Genomic DNA, 21,370 nt, shown 5'->3' with positions numbered 1-21,370 from the left:
GCCGTGCTCGGTCCAGGGCGGGCTTCCGCGGGGATCGCGGCGGGACGGCCCTGGACATACCGGCGGGCCTTGCCGGCACGTCCCGCCGAACCAGGAGAAGGTGGTTGCGGTGGGCAGGCCCGGCAGCGCCCTACGCGTCGGCGGGCCAGCCTGCTCGACACGCCCCCGCGGTGATCGGTCTGCGGCATGTTCAGTCCAGCGGAATTTCCGCCCGCCAGTCGCTCTCCTCGGACCAGGGCGGCTGCTCGCTCTTGTCGAGCAGGAAGTTGCCCATCGCGAGCAGGTCGATGTCCGTTCGCATGAAGCAGGTGTAGGCGTCGTGGGGCGAGTTCACGATCGGCTCGCCGCGTACGTTGAACGAGGTGTTGACCAGCACCGGGCAGCCCGTGCGGGCCTTGAAGGCGGTCAGCAGCTCGTAGTAGGCGGGATTGTCCGCCCCGGTTACCGTCTGCACCCGCGCGGAACCGTCGACATGGGTGACGGCCGGGATGGTGGAACGCTGCACGCGCAAGGCGTCGAGGCCGGTGACGCCAGTCTCGACGACCGGCAACTGCCGAGCCGCCGCCACCTGCGCCACCAAGAGCATGTAAGGGCTGTCCTGACGAAGGTCGAAGTAGTCCTTGGCGTCCGTGGCCAGCACCGCCGGTGCGAACGGGCGGAACGACTCGCGGAACTTGATTTTGAGGTTCATGGCGGACTGCATCGCCGGATCGCGTGGGTCGCCCAGGATGGAACGGGCGCCCAACGCCCGCGGGCCGAACTCCATCCGATCCTGGAACCACCCGACAACCTTGCCGTCGGCCAGTGCTGCCGCGACGTCCTGCACGAGGTGGCGGCGATCCAGCCGGCGATGCGGGATTCCACGGTTGCGGAGGTAGTCAGCGATCTGCGCCTCGCTGAAGGCCGGGCCCAGCAGCGCACCGGACATCGCGTCCCGTCCAGTGCCGATGTGCTGCCGCGCCGCTCCGCGCTCCATCGCCACTGCGAGCGCCGCCCCCAGCGCCCCTCCGGCGTCGCCCGCCGCGGGCTGAATCCACACCTCGTCGAAGATGCCGCTGTCCACGATCTTCCCGTTCGCAACGCAGTTCAACGCCACGCCACCGGCCAGGCACAGGGTGGACTCACCGGTTCGCTCCCGCGCGGTGCGAGCGAGCCGAAGCATCACGTCCTCGGTTACCTGCTGGACGGAGGCCGCCAAATCGAACTCACGCTCCGTGAGCGGGCCCTCCGGGGTGCGCCGAGGGCCACCGAACAGCTTTTCGAACGCCCGCCCGGTCATCACCTGCCCCCGGAGGTAGGCGAAGTACCGCATGTCCAGGTGGAACGAGCCATCCGGCTTGACGTCGATCAGTCGCTGCCTGATCAACTCGGCGTAGCGAGGTTTGCCGTACGGAGCCAGGCCCATCAACTTGTACTCGCCGGAGTCGACCTTGAAGCCGCAGAAGTACGTGAAGGCGGAGTAGAGCAGCCCGAGCGAGTGCGGGAACCGGATCTCGGCGATCGGCTGCAACGCGGTGTCCCGGCCGTGCCACAACGTCGTGGTGGCCCACTCACCGACGCCGTCCACACACAGCACGGCGGCAGACCGGTACGGGCTGGGGAAGAACGCCGAGGCTGCGTGGGACTCATGGTGCCGCCGTACCACGACGTCGGGCACGGCCCCCAGGCCCAGTGACTCGAGCTCACGCCGAACGGCCTGGACCGCCCGGAGTTTTCCGTCGGTACGGAGCCAGCCGGGCACCGTCCGGACGAAGGACGAGACGCCCATCGGTGCCGTACCGACCAGCGTGGCGAGCACCCGGCGAAACTTCAGCCGAGGGTCCTCGTAGTAGGCGATCGCGCTGAGGTCTCCGAGGGACACCCCCAGCATGTCGAGACAGTGCCGGACCGCCTGCGCGGGAAACGACGAGTCATGCCGCTTCCTGCTGAATCGCTCCTCCTGCGCTGCCGCGACGGGCACGCCGTCGCGCACGAGCGCCGCGGCGCTGTCATGGTAGAAGGCCGAGATCCCGAGGATCAGCTCAGACATTCCCGTACTCCCCCGTCGTCGGCATGACCAATTCCGGCCGCCGCCGGCCGCCCGTGAGCCGGGCGCGACGGGCGGCGCTGCGGGCCAGCAGTCCGCCGGGCGGATTGAGCGAGCGGTAACCGACCCGCACCCGTTCCCATACCTCCGGTCGGCTACCCGGCCCGGGCTCCTCCGGCAGGCCGGACATGAGGGTGTCGACGGCGTCGGCCGCCCAGGCGGAATGCCCGGTGGCGACGTTGTCGATGGTGTTGTGGATGTCCACGAACCGGGTGCTGAAGCCGTGCCCGCGCAGAGCCATGCCGGCCCTGCGGTACGCGCCTCCCACACCGGACAGCTCCATCGCCAGGTTGAGGCCGAGGATCTCGGGCAGGAACGTCCGGGGGAAGCGCCCGACACAGAGCCAGTAGACGGGCAACTCGAAGGAGGCGTCGCGGAACCCCGGCCAGTCCGCGAATGCCCGCGATGCCGTGGGTGGCAGGACGACACCCATCTCCGCCAACACCTCGCGGTAGATCAGGGGATGGTTGAGCGTCGCCAAACCGTTGCCCAACTCGTCGAAGTAGGTCGCGAAGAGCGAGTGACCGATGTCCGACGACGCCAGCTTGTAGTCGGTGAAACCCTGCAACCAACTGCCGTCTATCAGCGTCAGCGGCGCCGTCTGCACGGCGTCGTCCACCACCGCATCGCGTGAGGGCAGCGGCGCGCGCTCGCTCTGCGCGAACTCCACCCCGTGCCGATCATGCTGCTGCTGCAGCCAGGGCCGCAGGCCCTCGGCCGTCCACCGCGGCGGGAGCGGCACGGACTCCGGTCCCATCCGGTGCCGGGCCCGGGCCAGCCATCCGCGGATGTAGCGCAGGCTCCAGTCGCGCAGCGCCGGACTGCTGGTGCGACTCATCAGCAGGTGGTAGGCCTCGCGAAGGTCGCTCGGGCCAGGCTCGGACGGCACCGCCGTCGCGCGTATGTCGGGCAGCACCGCCGCGGACGGCCCGTTGGTATCCCGGGCGCTGGCACGTTCGCCGGCCGCCGCGGCCTTCCTCGGGCCGGGCCGCGCCGGGAGGGCGTCGATCCACCGGCTGATGACGGTGAGATCGTCCGGCGAGAAGATGCGGAACATCGGGCCACGCTCGCTGACCAGGCCGTTGACCAGAGGACTGGCACCGGACTGGCCGGGCCTCACCAGTCTGCTGCGCGCCAACACGTCGAGAAACGGCCACGGATCGTCCCGACAGTCCTTCAGCCATGCCGCCAGTGGCCGATCCTCGAGCAGGACCTGGTGGTGATAGACCGACCCTTCCCTGGCGCGAAGCCTCATCAGCTCGGCCATGCCGTAGTTCGGGTCGAGCGACGCGCGCAGCTGGTCGTACAGCACCTCGATCTGGTCACTCAGTGTGGCCAGCGCCCACGCGAAGCCCGCCTGCACCCTCGCGGCCGGCTCGGGACCCGGCCGGGCGAGGGCGTCGGCGGCGGCACGGCACCGCTCGAACGGTGCGGGACCATCGTCCCGGGCCACCGAGCAGTCGATCGCCGCCCAGTCGGCCGGCACCTCCGGCCGGACCAGAGCGAGCGGGGGTGGCAGGCCAACGGCGCGCAGGCACAGGTCCGCCCCGACGAGTTCCGGACCGAAGTCGTCGGGGCGTCGACTCATCACGAGGAGCAGGGCCGGCAGGCGGAAGGCGCTGTCATCGATCCGCGGTTCCCCGGCCAGCCGCGCCAGCGGTGCGGCATTCTCCGACGCCCGCAACTGCCGCAGCAGGCCGAGATAGGCATCGCCCCGCGCCGCGCCCGGGTGGCCGACGCCGACATCGGACCCATAGAGCCCGAGAATGCCCAGGACAAGCGGCTCGTCCGCGGTCCCCGGGCTGGTCAACCACTGCAGCCAGGCTCCGGATGCGAGGCCGAGCGGCGCGCAGCCGAGGGCCGCCCGGCGGACCAGCAATCGCCGGGTGTCTCGGTCGGTCTGCTCGCCCATCCGCTGGAACCGCTTCGCCGTCTCCGACGACCAGGCGGTCGCCTCGCCGACGAGGCTGTCCACCGGCTGCTCGGCGCCCGGATTGGCAGGCCGGAGTTCGGCGCGGACCGCGGCGGCGAACTCGCCACCCGGGACGAACGCCTCGGGATCGGCGGCGAAGGCGTAGAGCCGGCGGAAAGCGGACCCACTGAAGCGGCCCGGGAGGCGTTCTGGAAAGCCGTCGGCGGTCGCGTCGTCGTGCACAGTCATTCCCCGTTCTCTGACTTCGCACACGTGCTGGTCGCGTCGCCCCCGATCCAGGGCGCGGAGGGTACTCCAGCCCGGCTTGTTGACCTTGGCCGAACTGCGATTCGATGCAGTGCGGGATCGAAGGGCGCCACTGCCGATCATAGATGGTGACGGGTGTCGTTGGACGACCAGCGAAGCGGTTGATCCTCATCTTCATGAATCTTCGGGCCCGTCGCACCTGCTCGCCGTCGCGGGCCGTCGCCACCACGTCATGTCGCCCGAGGTCAGGTAGACCAGGCAGGCCGAGGCGACCCGCAGCAGACGGTCATTCCGGTTCGAACGGTGGCCGCGTCGGGCGGAACGGCGGCGCGGGCAGCCACGGATTCCGCGGCCGTCAGGGCCCACCCATAGCGGCCGACTCCGTGACAATCGACCGACCGGCACGCCGGACTGCACCTCGCAGGCCGGTGAGTTGACCGGACCGAGGCCGCCCAACGCCTGGAGGGAACACCGATTCATGACCGACACCCGCACCGCGCCGGGTACGCCGGGGCCGGCGCTCGACGGCAGCCTGCCCGCCGTTGCCGAGCCGCCGACCCGTCCCGCCGCGACCCGCCCGGCCGGGCCCGGGGCTGAGCAGCCGCGATGGAACCGGTGACGGACGTGAGGTCCGAGGACCTGGTCGCCCGAATCGCGGGCCTGCTCCGCTCGGCGCACCCGCTGCGGATCGGCCTGGCGATTCGTCAGGCCACCAGGATCCTCGCGTACCTGGCACCAGTCGACCGTGCCGCGGTGCTCGACCGAGCGATCGGGCTGGCCCTGACCTGCGACGAGGATCAGCCGGCGGCACTCGGGCGCGGCCCGGGTGGCAGCACGGCCGCACGCCGTCGCTGACTTCCGGCCGATCGTCGACCCGCTACCGCTACCAGCCGAGGTGCCGCACGGTCGCAGCCCGCACGCGGACCAATCGAAGCACTGTGGACGCATTACGGCGGTAAGGGGCAATATGACATCCCGCATCCTGCGGCTATTTTCGGCGGCGCAGCCACCGGCGACCTGGGGTAACGGCGACCATCGCCCGCCGGCACCGCCGCCGGCGGGACGGCATGCCCTTGTCATGGCGTACCACGTGTGGTGACATAGAAGACTCTTGATCGAATAGCGCACGCCCGCAGTCGTCCGGAGCTGCACGAATGCGGGCGAGTTCGGCTGCCCGGTGTGGCCGACAACACGGGGAGAGTGAAACGGTGGATCGCGCCTTTCGTCGTCGGCTCCATGGTCCCGGTCACCTACGGATAATGGGAGCACACGACGGGCTCACAGCGAAGCTCGCCGAGAACGCCGGATTCGACGCAATCTGGGCCGGTGGCCTGGGAATATCGTCGTCCTACCGGCTACCCGACGCCGGCCTGCTCACGATGACCGAGTTCCTCAACGCGGCCGTCCAGATGCGATCCGCGTGCGGCCTTCCGATCATCGCCGACGTGGATGCCGGATTCGGCGACCTCAACGTCGTCCGCCGGATGGTGCAACTGTACGAGACGGCGGCGGTAGACGCGGTCTGCATCGAGGACAAGCAGTACCCGAAGCGCAACAGTTTCCGCGACGGCCACAAACTGGAGGAGCCGGCCAGATTCGCGGAAAAGATCGCCGTGGCCAGGTCCGCCCGATACGGCACCGAATTCATGATCATCGCGCGGTTGGAGTCCCTGATTGCCGGGGCGGGCATGGCGGACGCGCTGTCGAGGGCCGAGCTCTACCACGATGCGGGCGCCGATGCCGTGCTGATCCACAGCCGGGCCTCGCACGCCGGCGAGATCCGCGAGTTCTGCGAGCGCTGGCATCGGACAGGCCGGGACGTGCCCGTGCTCTGCGTCCCGACCACTTACGCGAGTGTCACCGCACACGAGCTGGGACAGATGGGCGTCAGCGGCATCATCTATGCCAACCAGGCGATCCGGGCCTCCACCAAGGCGGTCTCGGAGGCATTGGCGTCGATTGCCAAGCACGACTCCAGCTCAGAGGTCGAGTGCTCGATGACCACCTTGAGCGAACTCTTCGAGTTGGTCGGCATGGACGACGTGCTGGGCGACACTCCCTGGCGGGGTGTGCAGCCTGCCCCGCAGGATCCGAACCGGACGGACGAGCCGCGCTCGGCCGACGGCATCGAGGCGAACGAGACAGCCACGGTCGCCTGAGCTCACCCGGGGGGTGCCGTCACCGGGGACGGCACCCCCGAGGCGGTGGGTGCCGCGGCCACGTCACCTCGTCGCACCGCCGACCGCGTCAGCCGGCGATTGCGGAATGCCCGCCCCGTCCCGGCTGTGGCGGACACCGACGCTCATGTGGCGCCGCCAGCCGGCTACCCGGGACTCCGTCGTCCTGCCAGCCCTGTCCGGGGTGGTTCGGTCGACTCGAACCAGTAGGTTGCCGCCCGCCGGTCACGTCGTCGCGACAGCGGGTCACGAAGGAGCCGGACCGCCCAGCCGACGGGCGTGACCACCAAGAAATAGACCACGACGAGCAAGAAGTCGATCATTGTGACCCGAGCCTGGTCACCTGCAGCTGCCGGGCCGCCACCTGTGCCACCAGCTGCCTCAGAACATCGGGTAGATCGATGCGTCCTTGCCGCGGCCCGAGCGTCGCTTGCGCCCGAAGAGCCGGCCGATGAGCCTGCGCAGGAATGACATGGGGGACTCCCTCGTTCGGTGACCGCGGCGGCATACGCTAGGAGAGCTTGAGCGCCTCGGCCATAGCCCTGGCGACGAGGTCATGCCCCGTATCGTTGTAGTGAACCCGGTCGACGAACAGCCAATCCGATGCGCTGGCCAGTCCGGCGACGACCGGGTTGAGGTCGACGAAATTGACGTCCCGACTCGCGCAGGCGGCGCTCAGTGCGCTCGCGTAGGCCTCGGCGAACTCGGTCGAGGCGATGTCGGCGTAAGCCTCGTCCCACGGACCCAGCTCGGACATCCCATCGTACTCGTCGAAGAGTGCCTGCTCCTGTGGCGCGTAGTCGTAACGCATCCACCGCGTCATCGGCTGGAGCACGTACGAGATACGCGTCTCTGGCCCGGCGATGCGGCGCCAGATGTCGAGTTGGCGGTGTGTCATCTCGGCGGCGGACGCGATCGCCACGTGCGGGTCCCGACGCACGTCGTCCGATGTCGAGATGGTTGGGGCCGCCTTCGCCCGGCGCCCGAAGAGCTTGGCGCCCGAGCCGGCGGCCCGACGCAGCTCTGCCATCTTCTCGAAGTACTCGCCGCAGAAGAAGAAGGCGCCATGGTCGCCCTGCTGCCACTCGGGCAGTCGAGCCAGGATGATGGCGTTCACCCCGGAGAAGATCACGACTTCGTCGATGTCGCCGAGCAGGTGCCGATACAGCGTGAGGAGGAGCACCTCCTGCGTCGGGTTGAAGCAGTAGCTGCCGAAGTTCAGCCAGGGCGCCGACGGGGCATACCGTTGCCACAGCAGTGAAGCCAACGTGTGGGAGTCGTCCGTGGCCCCCACGCCCAGCGCTGAGGAGCCACCGGCCAGGATCCGGACCGGCCCGGGTGGCAAGTTACCAGCGGCAGAGGCCGTCACACCGCCGGGGCCGGTGCTGATCCGGAAACCGGACCGATCGGTATTCACCGACGGCGAGACGAAGTTCGTCCGATGAAAGTACATCAGATACGGCACATAGTTGCGATGAGCAGGGTCCTTCATCGCGTCGTAGTCGCGCATTTGCGGGGTCAGCTCGTAGCGTTTTGATTGCGCGGGCATCCGGATCGCCCGCTACTGAAGCTTGAGCGGTGACGCAGCGGTCAGGATGGTTGTCGACATTGTGCGCCCCCCGAACAATCAAAGCCTGACAGATAGGCCACTGTGCCACACCTGCGAACGTACCGGCAACCCTTCCAGTCAGGCCGACCGAGCCGTCGCGAGGCCGCCAACACCCGCTCCACCAGCACGTTTACCCCGCAGACCGGGACCAAAATGGTAGATCGTTCCGATCGATACGAAGTCGGTCATGGATGGCTGCTTGCGTTTGGCAGGGTAGCGGGCGCTATCGGCATCCCCTAGGGTGAGACGCATGGAGATCAGCCACTGTGTGTCGTCGGCCGGACGGCTTCGACCGACGAAACAACCCTGTCTCCGTCTTCACCGTTGAGCGTCCTACGGCGCCCGACGCGAATCCGTAACGACCGCGACGGTGCGCGCGTCCTCGTCGCCGACCACCCTCCCGACCGCCACCGACTGACGAAGGACGCGCCAGTATGATCAGTGCGCAGGGCATGCTGGACACGCTGACCGACCACGGTCACACGCTGGTCACCGGCGTTCCGTGCTCGTACTTCGCGGGACCGCTGCGGCTGCTGGATCGCGGGGTCGGACCCCGGTACATCCCCGCGGTGAACGAGGGCAGTGCGATCGCGATCGCCGCGGGCGCGCGTCTCGGCGGGGAGCTGCCGGTCGTGCTGGCGCAGAACTCCGGCTTCGGCAACATGATCAATCCGCTCACCTCCCTGGTACTTCCCTACCGGATCGCGATGACGGTGATGGTCAGCATGCGGGGCTGGCCCACCGCGAGCGCCGGCGAACCGCAGCACCACTGGATGGGGCGCGTGGTGCCGAGCTGGCTGGATTCGCTCGGCATCGGGCACTGGATGCTGACCGCGGACGGTCCGTCCCTGGCCGAGCTGCTACGGCTCGCGCGTACCGCCCTCGACGACGGCCGACCGGCGTACATCCTGGTCGCAAAGGGCGCCATCGCCGATGACGCGCCCGCCGAAGCCCCGGCACCCCGGTGTGACCCGCGGCCGAACCGCGACGAGGTGGTCGCGACGGTGCTGGCGGAGGTGGGCGACGCTCACGTGCTGAGCACGACCGGATACCTGTCGCGCAGCCTGTTCAACCACCGTGACCGTGTGCGCAACTTCTACATGCAGGGCTCGATGGGCCACGTCTCGGGCATCGCACTCGGCGCCGCCCTGGCCCGCCCGGAGAGCCGGTTCGTGGTGCTCGACGGCGACGGCGCGGTCCTGATGCACATGGGCGCCATGGCGACGATCGGCGCGAACGCGCCGGCCAATCTGACGCACGTCATCTTCGACAACGGCGTGTACGACTCCACCGGCGGCCAGAGCACCGGCTGCTCGTACACCGACCTCGCCTCGGTCGCGCTCGCCTGCGGCTACCGCGACGCCCGGACGATCGACACCGTCGGCGCCCTGCGGGAGGCGTTGCGATCGGCACTCGCCGCCCCCGGGCCCACCGCCATCGTGGTCCGGGGCGCCGCTGGCGGAGCGGCCGGCGAACGGGCGTCGAACAGCGTGACCATCGGCGAGATCGGCGCCCGTTTCCGCGACAGCCTGGCAGTCGGTGCACACCCGCCGGGCCACGGTGTGCCGGCATGACACCCGACGTGCGTATCGGTAGCGGCGTGCTGAACCAGCTGCCCGAGGTGCTCGGCCAGGCTCGGCGGGTGCTGGTCGTCCACGGTCGCCGCTCGTTTCGCGCCGGACCGGCCGCGGCCGCGGTTGCCGGCCTCGCCGCCGACGTCCGCTGTTACCCGGGCGTACGCCCGAATCCGGCGCTCGGACAGGTACGTGAGGCTGTCGCGCTCGCCCGTGAGTATTCGCCCGACGTGGTCGTCGGGATCGGTGGCGGCAGCGCGATGGACGTCGCGAAGTGCGTGGCCGTCCTGACCGGGTGTGTCGACGACCCCAGGTCGTACCTGCTCGGGTCCAGCCCGATACCCGACCACAGATCCGGCCGGCTGGTCCAGATCCCGACGATTGCCGGCTCGGGCAGCGAGCTCACCTCCTTCGCCACGGTGTACGTCGGTCACCGTAAGCTCTCGCTCGACCACCCGAGCGCGCAGGCCGACCACGTCCTCATCGACCCGGACCTGGCCTCGACGGTGCCGGTGCCGACAGCCGCGGCGAGCGCCCTGGACGCGATGGCGCAGGCGGTCGAGTCGGCCTGGGCAGTCACGGCCACCCCCGAGTCCCGCGGTGTCGCCGTCCGGGCGCTGGAGACCCTCACGCCGGTTCTCGGTGCGGCCACGAAGCGGAGGACCTTCACGGAGCTGGGCCTGCGTACCGAACTGGCCCGCGGCGCCGCGCTCGCCGGCGCGGCCATCAACACGTCGCGCACGACCGCCGCGCACGCGCTGTCATACGCCCTGACCGCCAGTTACGGCATCGCCCACGGCGCTGCCGTCGGGCTCCACCTGCGCTGGCTGATCGGCCACAACGCCAGGGCGACAGCGGCCGACACCCGTCATCCCGACGGTCCCGACGCGCTGCGCCGCCTCATTGCCGACCTCCAGCGGATCTGCCTCGACGGTGCCGGCGTGCCGCTGGAGACGATGATCGATCGTCTTCTCGCGATGCACGGTTCGGACGGCTTCCAGATCCCACACCGCGAGTGGCACGAGGACCTGTCCGGCGGACGGGCCCTGAACAACCCGCGTCTGGTGGGCCACGAGGACGTGCTGTCCAACACCCGGAAGTCCGCGGCGGTCGGCGGAACGGGCGCCATCGCCCACGGCTAGGCCCGACGGCTACCGGATCCGGGCCGGAGGCTGAGCAGGCTGCCGCCCCCGCCGCTTCCCACGGGAGCCGTACGGCCACGGGCGCCGGGTACGCGCCGGGCGACACAGGCCGCAGGTGTCCGGCGAGGCCGGGCCAATCTGTTCACTCCAGTTGTCACCATATGACTGGCTTCAATGTCCGAAATGGAGGCTGCGGGCGCTCCCCGACTGTGTAATGATGTCCGTGCACCAGCCGGATCTTGTTCATCAGATAGGCTGCCGCCGATTCCCGGCAGGGTCTCGACCCTTGGGCTCATTGCGGTCCGACGCAGCCAGCCAGCACCAACCGCTTCGAGGTGTCTCCTAGTTAGAGAGTCGGTATGCCGAAGTCGTTCACGGATTTGTTACCCCATTTCATCGGCAACCTCCCACTTCCCGACCTGACGGATCGGATCAGGGATTCCGAGGGACTACTGACGTTCGAGTGCCACGACGAGGAGACCGTGCTCCGGGCCGCGCACAGTGTCGGCGAGGTGATGCTGCACCCGCACAGCGACGCCAGGGGCATCACGCCGATCCGGCTGACCGAAGGTCGGACGGACGTCGGGCTCACCACGGCCGAGCTCATGGCTCACACCGACCGGCCGGCGACCGAGCATCCGCCCCGGTATCTGTTCCTGTGGTGCAAGCGGGCATCCGACTCCGGCGGTGGGGCAGTCGCCTATCGCGGTCGCGACGTCGTGCGCTACCTGGAAGAACACGACCCGGCCACCCTCGCGGCGGTGACCTCGTCGCAAGCGGCGATCTTCAGGACCGGCGAATTCGAGCACGTTGGTCCGATCATCCGCATCGTGGACGGTGAAGTTGTGAATGTGCGGCTGCGGTTCGATCGGCTCATCCACTTTTCCTGGGACGTCGCACGCCACCTGCCCGCGTTCCTCGTCGCGCTGGAGTCCGTCGCCAGACGTTTCGCGCTCCAGGCCGGACAGGGCTACATCCTCGACAACCTGACCTGGTTCCACGGCCGGAGTTCGTACACCGGCGATCGGGAGATGTCCCGGATCATGGTCGCCTGATCGACCGACAATCCTGCCCGCCACCCTGGAAGAGTGCTCATGCGCATCCTTTTTGCCAGCCACTGCCCGCTCGATGCCTCTGGGAGCGGGATCTATGTCCGGAAGGTCGCGGAGCGTCTCCAGTCGGAGGGGCACGAAGTAGCGACCATATGCCCCTCCGGAAGCGCGGCTGACACCTTTTCGTTCCCGCACGAGGTTGTCGGAACTCCGGGACGGCCATCGCGGTGGAACCTTCCGTTCGACTTCCCCAACTTCAGCGGCCACCGCGACAGCCACCTCCTCTACGACGAACTCGACGCCTCCGACATCGCCACCTACCTCGATGTCTGGACCTCGGCGCTGACGGACCTCGTGCGGGAGTTCAAGCCAGACGTACTGCATGTGAACCACGCGTTCCTCATCGCGTACGCGGCGTCGCGCATGTCCCTGCCCTACGTGGTGGTCTCCCACGGGAGTGAGTTCCTCCGACCGCGCGCGAACGCCTCCTTCGATGTGTACCGGCGCCAGGGCCTGCGGGGGGCGCGCGAAGTCGTCGCCATCACACCCGACATCGCGGCGCTGATGTACGAGGCGTCCGGCGTCGATCGCGGGCGCATCCACATCGTGCCGCCCGGCTACGACCCGGAGGTGTTCCGGCCTGCCGCGGTCGACCGGGCGGAGGTCCTGGGCTCGTTCGGCCTGTCGGCAACCACCCCCTGCGTCGCTTACATCGGTCGAATCGTCGAGTACAAGCGCGTGCCCGACATGTTGGCGGCGCTGGCGACGATTCCCGCCCCGCGACGGCCGCAAGTGCTGGTGGTAGGGGATGGCCCCGGCCTTCCGCAGTCGCTGGAGGTCGCCCAGCGTCTCGGCCTGCATGACGTGGTGTTCGCTGGCCACATCGCCGACCGGTACCGGCTGACGGAGGTCTTCAACGCGATCGACCTACTGGTGCTGCCCAGCGAGAACGACCCGTACCCCATGACGGCGATTGAGGCCCTGGCCTGCGGCACGCCCGTGCTGACCAGCGACCGTTGCGGTGTGACGGACATCGTCGCCGACGTGGCCGGCGCCGTATACCCGGTCGGCGACACGGGAGCCATCGCGGCGGGCCTTCAGGAGGCGGCACGCGACGACTGGAAAACCTCGCGCGGGCCACTGGGGCCGGCCCGTGTCGCGGCCAAGGCGTGGCCGGTCATCGTCGACCAGTTGCTGGACGTCTACCGCCAGGCTGCCTAGGTCACGGGAGGATTGATGGAGCGGGACATCTCCGTCCAGACGGCGGGGCCCACGCATCTCGACGCCATAATCGATCTTTGGCGGGCGGCCGGGCATCGAAGGAGTGCCACTGACAACGTCGAGAGCCTCGCTGCCGTACTTGCGCACCCGAACGCGACCATCCTCGTGGCCCTCGACGGCCGAACGCTTGTCGGTTCCGCATTACCGGCCTGGGACGGCTGGCGCGCCACCGTCTACCGGGTGGTGCTGCACCCCCGGTGGCAGGAGCACGAGGAGATCGGACTGACCTTGATCGCAGCCGCCGTGAAATGGCTGAGCCAGTTCGGCGTGGAGACGGTCGGCGCTCCGGTCGGTGGCACCGCTGAGGCACAACGGCTCTGGAAGCGGGCGGGCTTCCGGCACGACGCGCAGACTCACCGCTTCGTGCACGACATCGACGTGAACGGGGACGAGAGTTGACGACCAGCCAATCGAGATCAGTTGAGAGGGGGGCGGGAGAGCACGATGAGGACCCGCTGGCCCGGCCGGCAGTGGAGCGGGCGGACCCGCTCCGCATGATCAATGATGTCGTCGCGCAGCCGACCCACCTCCGCGACGCCCTGGCCCTGCTCCGCGACGTGGAGCTCCCTCGCGGCGACTTCCCCGACGGACTCGTGGTGTGCGGCATCGGCGGGTCCGCACTCGCCGGCGAGATCGCCGCCGCGATCATCGGCCCTCGGGCACGGCGACCGTTGCAGACCGTGCGCGGCTATCTCCCGGAGCCCTGGGTCGGCCGAGGGACCTTTGTCTTCTGCCCTAGCTATTCCGGCAACGCCGACACGACGCTGGAATACTTCGCCGCCGCGCACGCGGTGGGGGCAACCACGGTCGGGCTGACCAGCGGAGGCCGTCTGGCCGAGCTCGCCGGCCGGCTGGGCCTGCCGCTCGTACGGGTTCCGGTCGGCTTCCAGCCACGGGCACTGACGTCCTACTCGATCGTGGCTGCGCTCTGTTGTGCCGCAGCGGCCGGGGTCGGGCCGGACCTGCGCGAGGAAGTCGCCGAGGCCGCGGATTTCCTCGACGAACTGGTACGGGAGTGGGGCCCGGAGTCACCCGCCGACTCACTGGCCAAATCGCTCGCGCGGGCGTTCCATGAAACGCCCGTGATGATCTACGGCAGCGGCCCCACCACACCCGTGGCACACCGGTGGAAGACCCAGCTCAACGAGACCGGCAAGAAGGTCGCCTTCTCTTCCGAACTGCTGGAAGCCGACCACCACGAACTGTGCATCTGGGGACATTTGAGGGAGCCGGGATCCTGGTCAGCGATCTTCCTGGAGGACCGGACGGACCAACACCCGCGAGCCGTCCGCCGCATGGAGCTCACCGCCGAAATCATCGCCGGCACCCCGGCGCCGACGTACTGGATCTCCGCGCGAGGCGAGACTCGAGCGCAGAGAATCCTCTCACTGGTGTTACTGGCCGACTTCGTCAGCGTCTACACCGCCGCCCTGTCCGGGTGCGATCCGTCGGACATCGAGCTGATCTCCAGACTGAACGAGCTGGTCGGCTGAACCGCCTCGGTCGGATCATGTTGTCACGATGATCCGGGAATGCTATACATCAACGGTGGTAAATACTTCGGGGAATCCGGGCCGGGACTTCAGGCACTTCGATGGCGACGTGGCACTTTATGACTCGTCCAAACCCAGGTACCCCGACGGCTTGGTTGCACAAATCGTCAGCGCCCTACCAGGGCGCGACATCTTGAATGTCGGGTGCGGCACCGGCATCGAGGCACGCCAGTTCCAGGCAGCCGGATGCGCGGTGCTCGGCGTCGATCCCGACGAGCGAATGGCGGAGTACGCCCGCAGGACCGGCGTACCCGTCGAAGCCTCTAAGTTCGAGACCTGGGAAGCGGCCGGCCGGACATTCGACGCTGTCGTCGCCGGGACGGCCTGGCACTGGATAGACCCGGTCGCCGGGATAGCCAAAGCCGCTCAGGTGCTCAGACCAGGTGGGCTGCTCGCGCCGCTGCACCACGCCCAACACACTCCGCCCGAGTTGGCTGAGGTTGTCGGCGGAGGTCTGCCCGCCTGGTCGTCCCGATCCGCGGAGGCGTACCGCCGGGTGGCGCCCGACTCCGTCTTCGACCCGGACGGCCGTCGGAGATCGTCGGTGGAGCTGTACCAGCTGCTCTTCGACGAGTTCGCCAATCAGATTCGGCAGGCGAACACGTTCTGCGAGCCTGAGCAGTGGCAGTTCGGTTGGGAGCAGACGTACTCACGGGACGAATGGCTGGAGCTGCTTCCCACATTCGGCGCTGTCGCGAAGCTCCCGCCCGACGATCTGGCCAGGGTGCTTGCGGACGTCGGAACTGTGATCGACAAGATGGGCGGCAGCTTCAGCCTGCCGTTCACCACCGTCGCCGTGATCGCGGTACGGAAAGACGCCGACTGAGAGAACCGGTCACTCCGCGTCCGCGCTTGTCAGCGGGAGCAGTTGCGACAGCAGCTCCAGGTGATCGATGTCGTGCAGGTCGAGCACCTGAAGGTACATCGTGCTGGCGCCGGCTGCGGCGTACTCGGCGACCCGCTCGGCGATCTCCGCAGGCGTCCCGGCCAGTCCGTGCTGGCGCAGATCGGCCGTCTCACGCCCGATCGCCGCGGCCCGCCGGGCCAGTTCGGCATCGTCCCGACCGCAGCACACGACCTGCGCCGCCGAGTACGTCATCGAGGCCGGGTCGCGACCGGCGGCGACGCATGCCTGCTGTACCCGGGCGAACGCGGCGGCTGTCTCCGGGACATCGAGGAACGGCACGTTGAACTCGTCGGCGAATCGAGCTGCCAGCCGGGGAGTGCGCTTGGTACCGAAGCCCCCGACCAGTACCGGCGGCCGAGGCCGCTGCGCGGGCTTCGGCAGCGCAGGCGAGTTGGTCACGGAGTAGTGCTTACCGGCGAAGGAGTATCGAGCACCCTCGGGCGTCTCCCACAGGCCGGTGATGATCTCCAGTTGCTCCTCGAAGCGCTCGAAGCGCTCCCCCAGATCGGGAAACGGGATGCCGTAGGCAGCATGTTCGCCGTCGAACCAGCCGGCGCCGAAGCCGAACTCGATCCGGCCGCCACTCATCTGGTCGACCTGTGCGACGGAGACGGCCAGCGGGCCGGGGAAGCGGAACGTGGCAGGGCTCATCAGTGTCCCAAGCCGGATGCGCTCGGTCTCGCGCGCCAGGCCGGCCAGCGTGATCCAGGCGTCGGTCGGGCCGGGCAGCTCTCTGACCGGTCCGCTGCTCAGGTAGTGGTCCGAGCGGAAGAACGCGTCGAAGCCCAACTCCTCGGCCGCCCTGGCCAGGGTCAGCAACGTCGAGTAGTGCGCGCCCCGATGTGGTTCGGTGAAGATGCGAAGCCGCATACTTACTCCCTCGTCCCAATTAAGCGTGATGTCGTGCTGACTGCCGGGATTGGACCGTGGATCGTCGCCGGGCACGCCGAGGATCCGGCACAGAAGTGACCCGGGTCCGCGTCCATTCGCGCCTTCAGGCCTTCGCTTTCATGATCCATGTCCGCAGCATGAGCCGCCGGCTGTCACCAGCCCGGTCTTCGAACGCCACTCTGCCGTGCAGCGTCCAACGATTGTCGATAAAGATCATTTCACCCGCGCTCAGCCGGTCCACATACTGCAGGTCGCGAGACTCGATCAGGGCATCCAGCGCGTCGAATGCCCGGGTTTGCGCCGAAGTCAAACTCGGGACCCCCGGCTGCCGGTGGCCGAGTTCGATGTATTCCCGCAGATAGTGGATGTGATCCCGGCCGTTCCGCTCCTCCAGGACCGGACGTACCACGGTTCTCGGCACTCCCGGCGTGTCGTCACGCGTGTGAAAACGCACCGGCTGGCGCAGCGTCTCAAGAATGTCCGGCCTGCCGCGAAGACGATGGATGACGTCTGACAGGCGCACCAGGACGAGGTCACCGCCGACCGCGGCCTGGTGGACACAGGCGAGCGCGAAGTAGTCGGGAACGGGGGTTGGCCGGTGCGGCGAGTCGGTGTGCAGGTTGCCCCCGTCGCGTGAGTCCGAGTACCGGCCGGTGGCCCCCTCGCCGAGCTTCACTCCCCGGTAGCGGACCTCCCTCAACAGCGTGCCGCTGCTGTCCTGAGGCAGGAGCTCGCCGAGCGCCGCCGAAGCGGCGAGCGCGAAGGCGCGCAGCCCTTGCTCGTCGAGATGTTGCAGACCGGTCAGGACGAAGTAGCCGGACCCGCCGTCCAGGTGACGGTCGCCGAGGCGACGCAGCCAGGCACGAAGGTCCTCGGGCGAACCGTCGGCGAACTCGCTCGGAACGTCGAAACGTACGGGGTCAAAGGCTCGGTGCGTGGTCAACGACAGTCCCCAAAGTGTGTGATGGGCCGGCACACCCGAGCGCAGTCGCGGACCGCCCAAGTGCCGTCGATCCTGCTAACGACACGGCAGGACGAGCCACGTGCGAATGCTGTCCGGGAGCCGGGGGCACAGACGTCCCCGGGCCGGGGCAACCAGCTGCGGCGGCACACCCGCCCGAAACGTTCATCCGGCGCGTCGGTGAAGAATCCGGCCGGTCACGGCCGCTGGCGGTACGAGTTCGAGAGGGTGTCAAAGGCAGCGGATCCACAGAGGTATGGAATCTGGGGCAGGATCCGTGTTGGTCTGACTCCATCGATGTCGGCCATTTCCTCCCCGTGCTGTGATCAGCCGTGATCACCGTCCGCACATTTTGCTCAGGCGTGGCCCCGGTCAGCCTGGCGAACTACCCGTGAATGCCGCTCGCGTCAGTCTCGCACGCCCAGATGGACCTTGTCAGTACCCGGAACCTCACGTGCCTCTCGCGGCCCCACCACCGATCCCTTTCGGCGGGCACCATCGCGACGGCCGTGCGGCCGAGCAGAGCCGAGGACACACGGCGGCACGCCCCGTCAGCACGGGATACGCGACAGGATCGTCAATGTCGACACGTCCTGCGGGAGGCGCCCGCCAAATCGGCCTGTGGCACCAGGGGACACGGCGCTCGTCGTTATAGCTCAGCCGCCCCCTGCAATGAGGCGACCTCCGCAAGGACGATCTCGGCGACGGCATCAAGGGCTTCTGCGGGAGAAGAGTCCCGGAGGTCGACGATATGCCAACCCCAACTGGTGGCCATCCGCTCGTACTCAGCCAGCAGGGCACCCTGTAGCTCTATGAATGACGACCGGCCCGCCCGACCCGTGAAGCCCATGTCCTCGAACGGCCCGACGCCCCCGCGCTCTGCGATGCGCCTGTAGCACTCCTCTGCCGTGACCTTCAAGAACACCCCGATGTCAGGCTGCATGAAGCGGCTGGAGAAGGAGTCGGCGACAAAGTCGCTCGCTCTGGTGATGAAATCACCGGGCATGTCGTCATGCGAGATTTCATGAGCTACCCGCAGCACCTTCATCGCGTTTCTGTAGCCGAATCCGTCCCTGACGACTATCCGGCCGTTGGACAGATGCTCATTGACGATCTCTGTCTGAATCAACGTCTCGGCAACGAATTCGAGCAGTGCAGACGCCACCACGCCGGAGCGGTGGGGATCGACTGGACTGACGGGGCCCGGATCGAGTCGAGCCCGCTTGAAGTCCTCGTACAAGGGCGGCCCGTGCTGCACCCGAAGCGAGTACGGGTCGGTGGCGCCGCCGTAACGCGTCCGCCAGATTTCCACCAGGAGTTGGCGGATCGAGACGTATGGGAAGTCGTCTCGATCGGTGCGGGAGAGAATGTCTTGCCACCGCATGAACTTCGGTTTGTGTCCTTGCGCTGCCAGCCGCTCCACCAAGCCGTGAGTGAGAGTGGTCTTACCGGACCCGTCGAGTCCCAGGAGGGCAACGTAGACGCCTCGACCGGTCCCAGCTACATCCGTCATATTCATGGAAAAGTCCTCACCATGATTCCGTCGTTGCCTCTACCAGTTCCAGTGTGACCCGGGCTTTCTGCTCCCGATTCGGATCTGACGGGGATGCACGAAGCTTCCCTGGCGCGCAGTTTCGTCAGCTCAGCCTCGGCAAGCCAAGGGATGGAGCGACTGGCGGAGCTGGTGATGCAACGCCTCAGCTTGGCCGCGCAGCGCGGCCGGCATGCAGCCGAACCCGGCGGAGAACCACGCCACCGCCCCCGGGCCGTTCCGTACCGGGGCAATTGACGACGGCATGACACTGCCCGGTCGGCGAACGACTTCGAACGTCCAATGCATGGCAATGTCGACGGCGACTACCTCCCCCGCAAGGTTTGACTCAGGCCGATGGGTGGACTGTTCCATACCAAACACCACGGCGGCAACCCATCGGCGCGCACACAGCCGCGGCGGGAGGACCGGCTGTCCACGCTCGTCGAGCCTGCCCTGGCAGCACCGGTTGATCCGGCGCTGCCACCCGTACTGACTGCATTGCAGGACGAGGCCCTGGTCCGGGTCCAGGTCCACCCCGTCCGCGAGGAACTCCTGCTCCCGGTCGGCATGGTTGCGCAATCTGGTGTCCCGAGGGGGACGCGACCCCGAATCGCCGTTCGCACAGAACTACAACTCACGCCCAGGTAACCGCATCAGCCGATTACTGAGAGCTCCTGACGAATTAATGTTGGGCGTGCCCCTCTGGACGTGATGATCGTTCCGCGTGAACGTGAGGAGAGGTGAGCAGCAGCACCTTCCAGACCACGCCCACTCCCTACCGGGCGCGTCGAATCCGGGAGTGGGGATGCGGCACACCCGGTGCGCGGGTCCGGCAGGACGCCCGGCAGGAGCGGTCCTGCCGGGCGTCCTGCCTGTCGCCACCCGGCTCGCCGCCGGTTGGCTGGCGGTCATGACACAGACCTGGAAGACCCTGTCCCGGGCCACGGCCGCGGGGCTGCTCGCGGCGGGCGTCGCGCTGGCCGTACCGGCCGGCGGCGTCGCCGCGCCGCCGACGGCGCCCGACCGGGACGCCACGGTGCTGGACCTCATCCCCGCCGACACCCGCGACGCGATGCTGGCGCAGGCCCCGCTGGTCGACGCCGCCACCGGCATCAAGGCGGCGGTGGGCGCCACCACGCGTCCGGGGTTCGCCGGCATCGGCCTGGTCGGCGACCACGTCGTGCTGTGGTGGAAGGGCACCCTGCCGTCCGACGTGGCCGCCGCCGTGGCCACCGCCCGCCGGATCGCGCCGGTCGAGGTGACCGCCGCCCGCTACTCGCGCGGCGAGCTGGCGGCCGCGGCGGCCCGGCTCGCGCCCGTCGCCGACCGCCACGACGCGGTGCACGGGGTGCGGCTGCGGGCGGACGGCAGCGGGGTGGAGGTGGCGGTCGAGCCCGGCGCCACGCCGCCGAAGCTGCCCGGCACCGGCGTCCACACCACCGTCGTACGTGCCGAGGAGCTGACGCCGCGCTCCCGCGAGGACGACAGCGCGCCGTGGAGCGGTGGCGCCCGGATCTGGGCGGGGGCCGGGTGCACCACCGGCTTCGGCGTACGCGACGCCGCGTCCTCGGCCGGCTACCTGCTCAGCGCGGGGCACTGCGGCGACCTCGGCGCACAGTGGACCGACGGGGCCGGCGAGCCGATCGGTACGCAGACCCACAAGAACGCCGACCACGACACCATGCTGATCAGTACGCCCTCCCCCGGCGGTCACGTCTACGTGGGCGGTTCGCACGACACGCTGCGTGCCCGGGTGACCGGCTGGACGGAGGTCTTCCCCGGTCAGCTCCTCTGCCAGTCCGGTGCGACGTCGGCGTGGGAGATCGGGCGGCCGATCTGCAACCTGCGGGTGGAGTTCCACTACGACGACCGGGAGGACCTGGTCGAGGCGACCCAGCTCGACGGGGAGGAGTCGGCCCGCAGCGGCGACAGCGGCGGGCCCGTGTACGCGGTCAACGCCGACGGGACGATCCTCGCCGCCGGCACGACGACCCGCTCGGCCGGTCCCGGCTTCGGCTTCCAGGACTTCGCCACCGCCCGCGACGACTTCGGCGACCTCGTGCCGGTGACCGGCGCGCAGACCAGCACCTGCCGCGTCTCGTACGTGGTCACCGACTCGTGGGCGACGGGATTCGCCGCCGCGGTGACGATCTACAACGACGGCCCCGCCCGGACCGGCTGGAACCTCGGCTGGACCTTCGGCGGCGGCCAGCTCGTCCAGGGCCACTGGGGCGGCGTGTTCGACCAGACCGGTTCCGCCGTGCGGGTGAGCAACGACGCGTGGAACGCGTCGCTGCCGGCGGGCGGCTCGGTGAGCTTCGGTTTCACCGCCAACGGCCCGGCCACCGTCCCCGCGCCGTTCCAGCTCGACGGCGACACCTGCTCCTGACCCGTCCGACCGGACCGGTGGGCCCGACGCCGCGG

Annotated in this window: 17 protein-coding genes; 11 read left to right on the top strand and 6 right to left on the bottom strand. The window is 68.8% G+C overall.

Annotated features, from left to right (window positions below):
- Positions 1 to 190 precede the first annotated feature (190 nt).
- The gene (locus ABZ809_RS03130) at positions 191 to 2,029 is read right to left on the bottom strand and encodes a carbamoyltransferase (RefSeq protein ID WP_357560673.1); all 1,839 of its coding nucleotides are present in this window, start codon (positions 2,027 to 2,029) and stop codon (positions 191 to 193) included.
- Positions 2,022 to 4,388 carry an iron-containing redox enzyme family protein gene (locus ABZ809_RS03125; protein ID WP_357560672.1) on the bottom strand — a complete coding sequence of 789 codons (2,367 nt, stop codon included), beginning with the start codon at positions 4,386 to 4,388 and terminating at the stop codon, positions 2,022 to 2,024. Before ABZ809_RS03125 ends, ABZ809_RS03130 begins: the two co-directional genes overlap by 8 nt.
- Positions 4,389 to 4,743: 355 nt before the next feature.
- Between ABZ809_RS03125 and ABZ809_RS03120 the strand changes: the two genes are divergently transcribed.
- The 3 genes from ABZ809_RS03120 to ABZ809_RS03110 all read left to right on the top strand — a co-directional run bounded on the left by ABZ809_RS03120 (position 4,744) and on the right by ABZ809_RS03110 (position 6,424).
- Complete coding sequence (locus ABZ809_RS03120) at positions 4,744 to 4,884, top strand: hypothetical protein (RefSeq protein ID WP_357560670.1); 141 nt, start codon at positions 4,744 to 4,746, stop codon at positions 4,882 to 4,884.
- On the top strand, positions 4,881 to 5,120 hold the full coding sequence (locus tag ABZ809_RS03115; RefSeq protein WP_357560668.1) for a hypothetical protein: 240 nt from the start codon (positions 4,881 to 4,883) through the stop codon (positions 5,118 to 5,120). The genes ABZ809_RS03120 and ABZ809_RS03115 overlap by 4 nt, the downstream gene beginning before the upstream one ends.
- Positions 5,121 to 5,419: 299 nt before the next feature.
- On the top strand, positions 5,420 to 6,424 hold the full coding sequence (locus tag ABZ809_RS03110; protein WP_357560667.1) for an isocitrate lyase/phosphoenolpyruvate mutase family protein: 1,005 nt from the start codon (positions 5,420 to 5,422) through the stop codon (positions 6,422 to 6,424).
- Positions 6,425 to 6,953: 529 nt separating this feature from the next.
- Here the strand turns inward: ABZ809_RS03110 and ABZ809_RS03105 are convergent.
- Positions 6,954 to 7,952, bottom strand: coding sequence for an Inducer of phenazine A (locus ABZ809_RS03105; RefSeq protein WP_357560665.1), 999 nt, complete (start codon positions 7,950 to 7,952; stop codon positions 6,954 to 6,956).
- Positions 7,953 to 8,485: 533 nt separating this feature from the next.
- Between ABZ809_RS03105 and aepY the strand changes: the two genes are divergently transcribed.
- The 7 genes from aepY to ABZ809_RS03070 all read left to right on the top strand — a co-directional run bounded on the left by aepY (position 8,486) and on the right by ABZ809_RS03070 (position 15,479).
- Entirely contained in the window at positions 8,486 to 9,625 is a 1,140-nt protein-coding gene (gene aepY / locus ABZ809_RS03100) for a phosphonopyruvate decarboxylase (RefSeq protein WP_357560663.1), read from the top strand.
- Positions 9,622 to 10,767 carry an iron-containing alcohol dehydrogenase gene (locus ABZ809_RS03095; RefSeq protein WP_357560661.1) on the top strand — a complete coding sequence of 382 codons (1,146 nt, stop codon included), beginning with the start codon at positions 9,622 to 9,624 and terminating at the stop codon, positions 10,765 to 10,767. The genes aepY and ABZ809_RS03095 overlap by 4 nt, the downstream gene beginning before the upstream one ends.
- A gap of 359 nt (positions 10,768 to 11,126) precedes the next feature.
- A complete protein-coding gene (locus tag ABZ809_RS03090; RefSeq protein WP_357560660.1) occupies positions 11,127 to 11,822 on the top strand; it encodes a TauD/TfdA family dioxygenase in 696 nt (231 codons plus the stop codon).
- Between the two features lie 39 nt (positions 11,823 to 11,861).
- Positions 11,862 to 13,040, top strand: coding sequence for a glycosyltransferase family 4 protein (locus tag ABZ809_RS03085; protein ID WP_357560826.1), 1,179 nt, complete (start codon positions 11,862 to 11,864; stop codon positions 13,038 to 13,040).
- Between the two features lie 15 nt (positions 13,041 to 13,055).
- On the top strand, positions 13,056 to 13,499 hold the full coding sequence (locus ABZ809_RS03080) for a GNAT family N-acetyltransferase (protein ID WP_357560658.1): 444 nt from the start codon (positions 13,056 to 13,058) through the stop codon (positions 13,497 to 13,499).
- Between the two features lie 95 nt (positions 13,500 to 13,594).
- Complete coding sequence (locus ABZ809_RS03075; RefSeq protein WP_357560657.1) at positions 13,595 to 14,593, top strand: SIS domain-containing protein; 999 nt, start codon at positions 13,595 to 13,597, stop codon at positions 14,591 to 14,593.
- 109 nt (positions 14,594 to 14,702) lie between these two features.
- A complete protein-coding gene (locus ABZ809_RS03070; RefSeq protein ID WP_357560655.1) occupies positions 14,703 to 15,479 on the top strand; it encodes a class I SAM-dependent methyltransferase in 777 nt (258 codons plus the stop codon).
- A 9-nt stretch (positions 15,480 to 15,488) separates the two neighbouring features.
- Here the strand turns inward: ABZ809_RS03070 and ABZ809_RS03065 are convergent, their stop codons facing one another.
- From ABZ809_RS03065 to ABZ809_RS03055, 3 genes are all read right to left on the bottom strand, one after another.
- Complete coding sequence (locus ABZ809_RS03065) at positions 15,489 to 16,430, bottom strand: LLM class F420-dependent oxidoreductase (RefSeq protein WP_357560825.1); 942 nt, start codon at positions 16,428 to 16,430, stop codon at positions 15,489 to 15,491.
- A gap of 124 nt (positions 16,431 to 16,554) precedes the next feature.
- Positions 16,555 to 17,394, bottom strand: coding sequence for a TauD/TfdA family dioxygenase (locus tag ABZ809_RS03060; protein ID WP_357560653.1), 840 nt, complete (start codon positions 17,392 to 17,394; stop codon positions 16,555 to 16,557).
- A 667-nt stretch (positions 17,395 to 18,061) separates the two neighbouring features.
- Entirely contained in the window at positions 18,062 to 18,838 is a 777-nt protein-coding gene (locus tag ABZ809_RS03055) for a hypothetical protein (RefSeq protein ID WP_357560651.1), read from the bottom strand.
- A gap of 1,018 nt (positions 18,839 to 19,856) precedes the next feature.
- Between ABZ809_RS03055 and ABZ809_RS03050 the strand changes: the two genes are divergently transcribed.
- Positions 19,857 to 21,335: a cellulose binding domain-containing protein gene (locus tag ABZ809_RS03050; protein ID WP_357560649.1), complete on the top strand. Its 1,479-nt coding sequence runs from the start codon at positions 19,857 to 19,859 to the stop codon at positions 21,333 to 21,335.
- Positions 21,336 to 21,370: the final 35 nt, after the last annotated feature.

This window comes from Micromonospora sp. NPDC047074 (assembly GCF_040643815.1).
Classification (GTDB): Bacteria; Actinomycetota; Actinomycetes; order Mycobacteriales; family Micromonosporaceae; genus Micromonospora.
The sequence above is the reverse complement of the archived record's forward strand: the minus strand, read 5'-3'. Positions and strand labels throughout refer to the sequence as shown.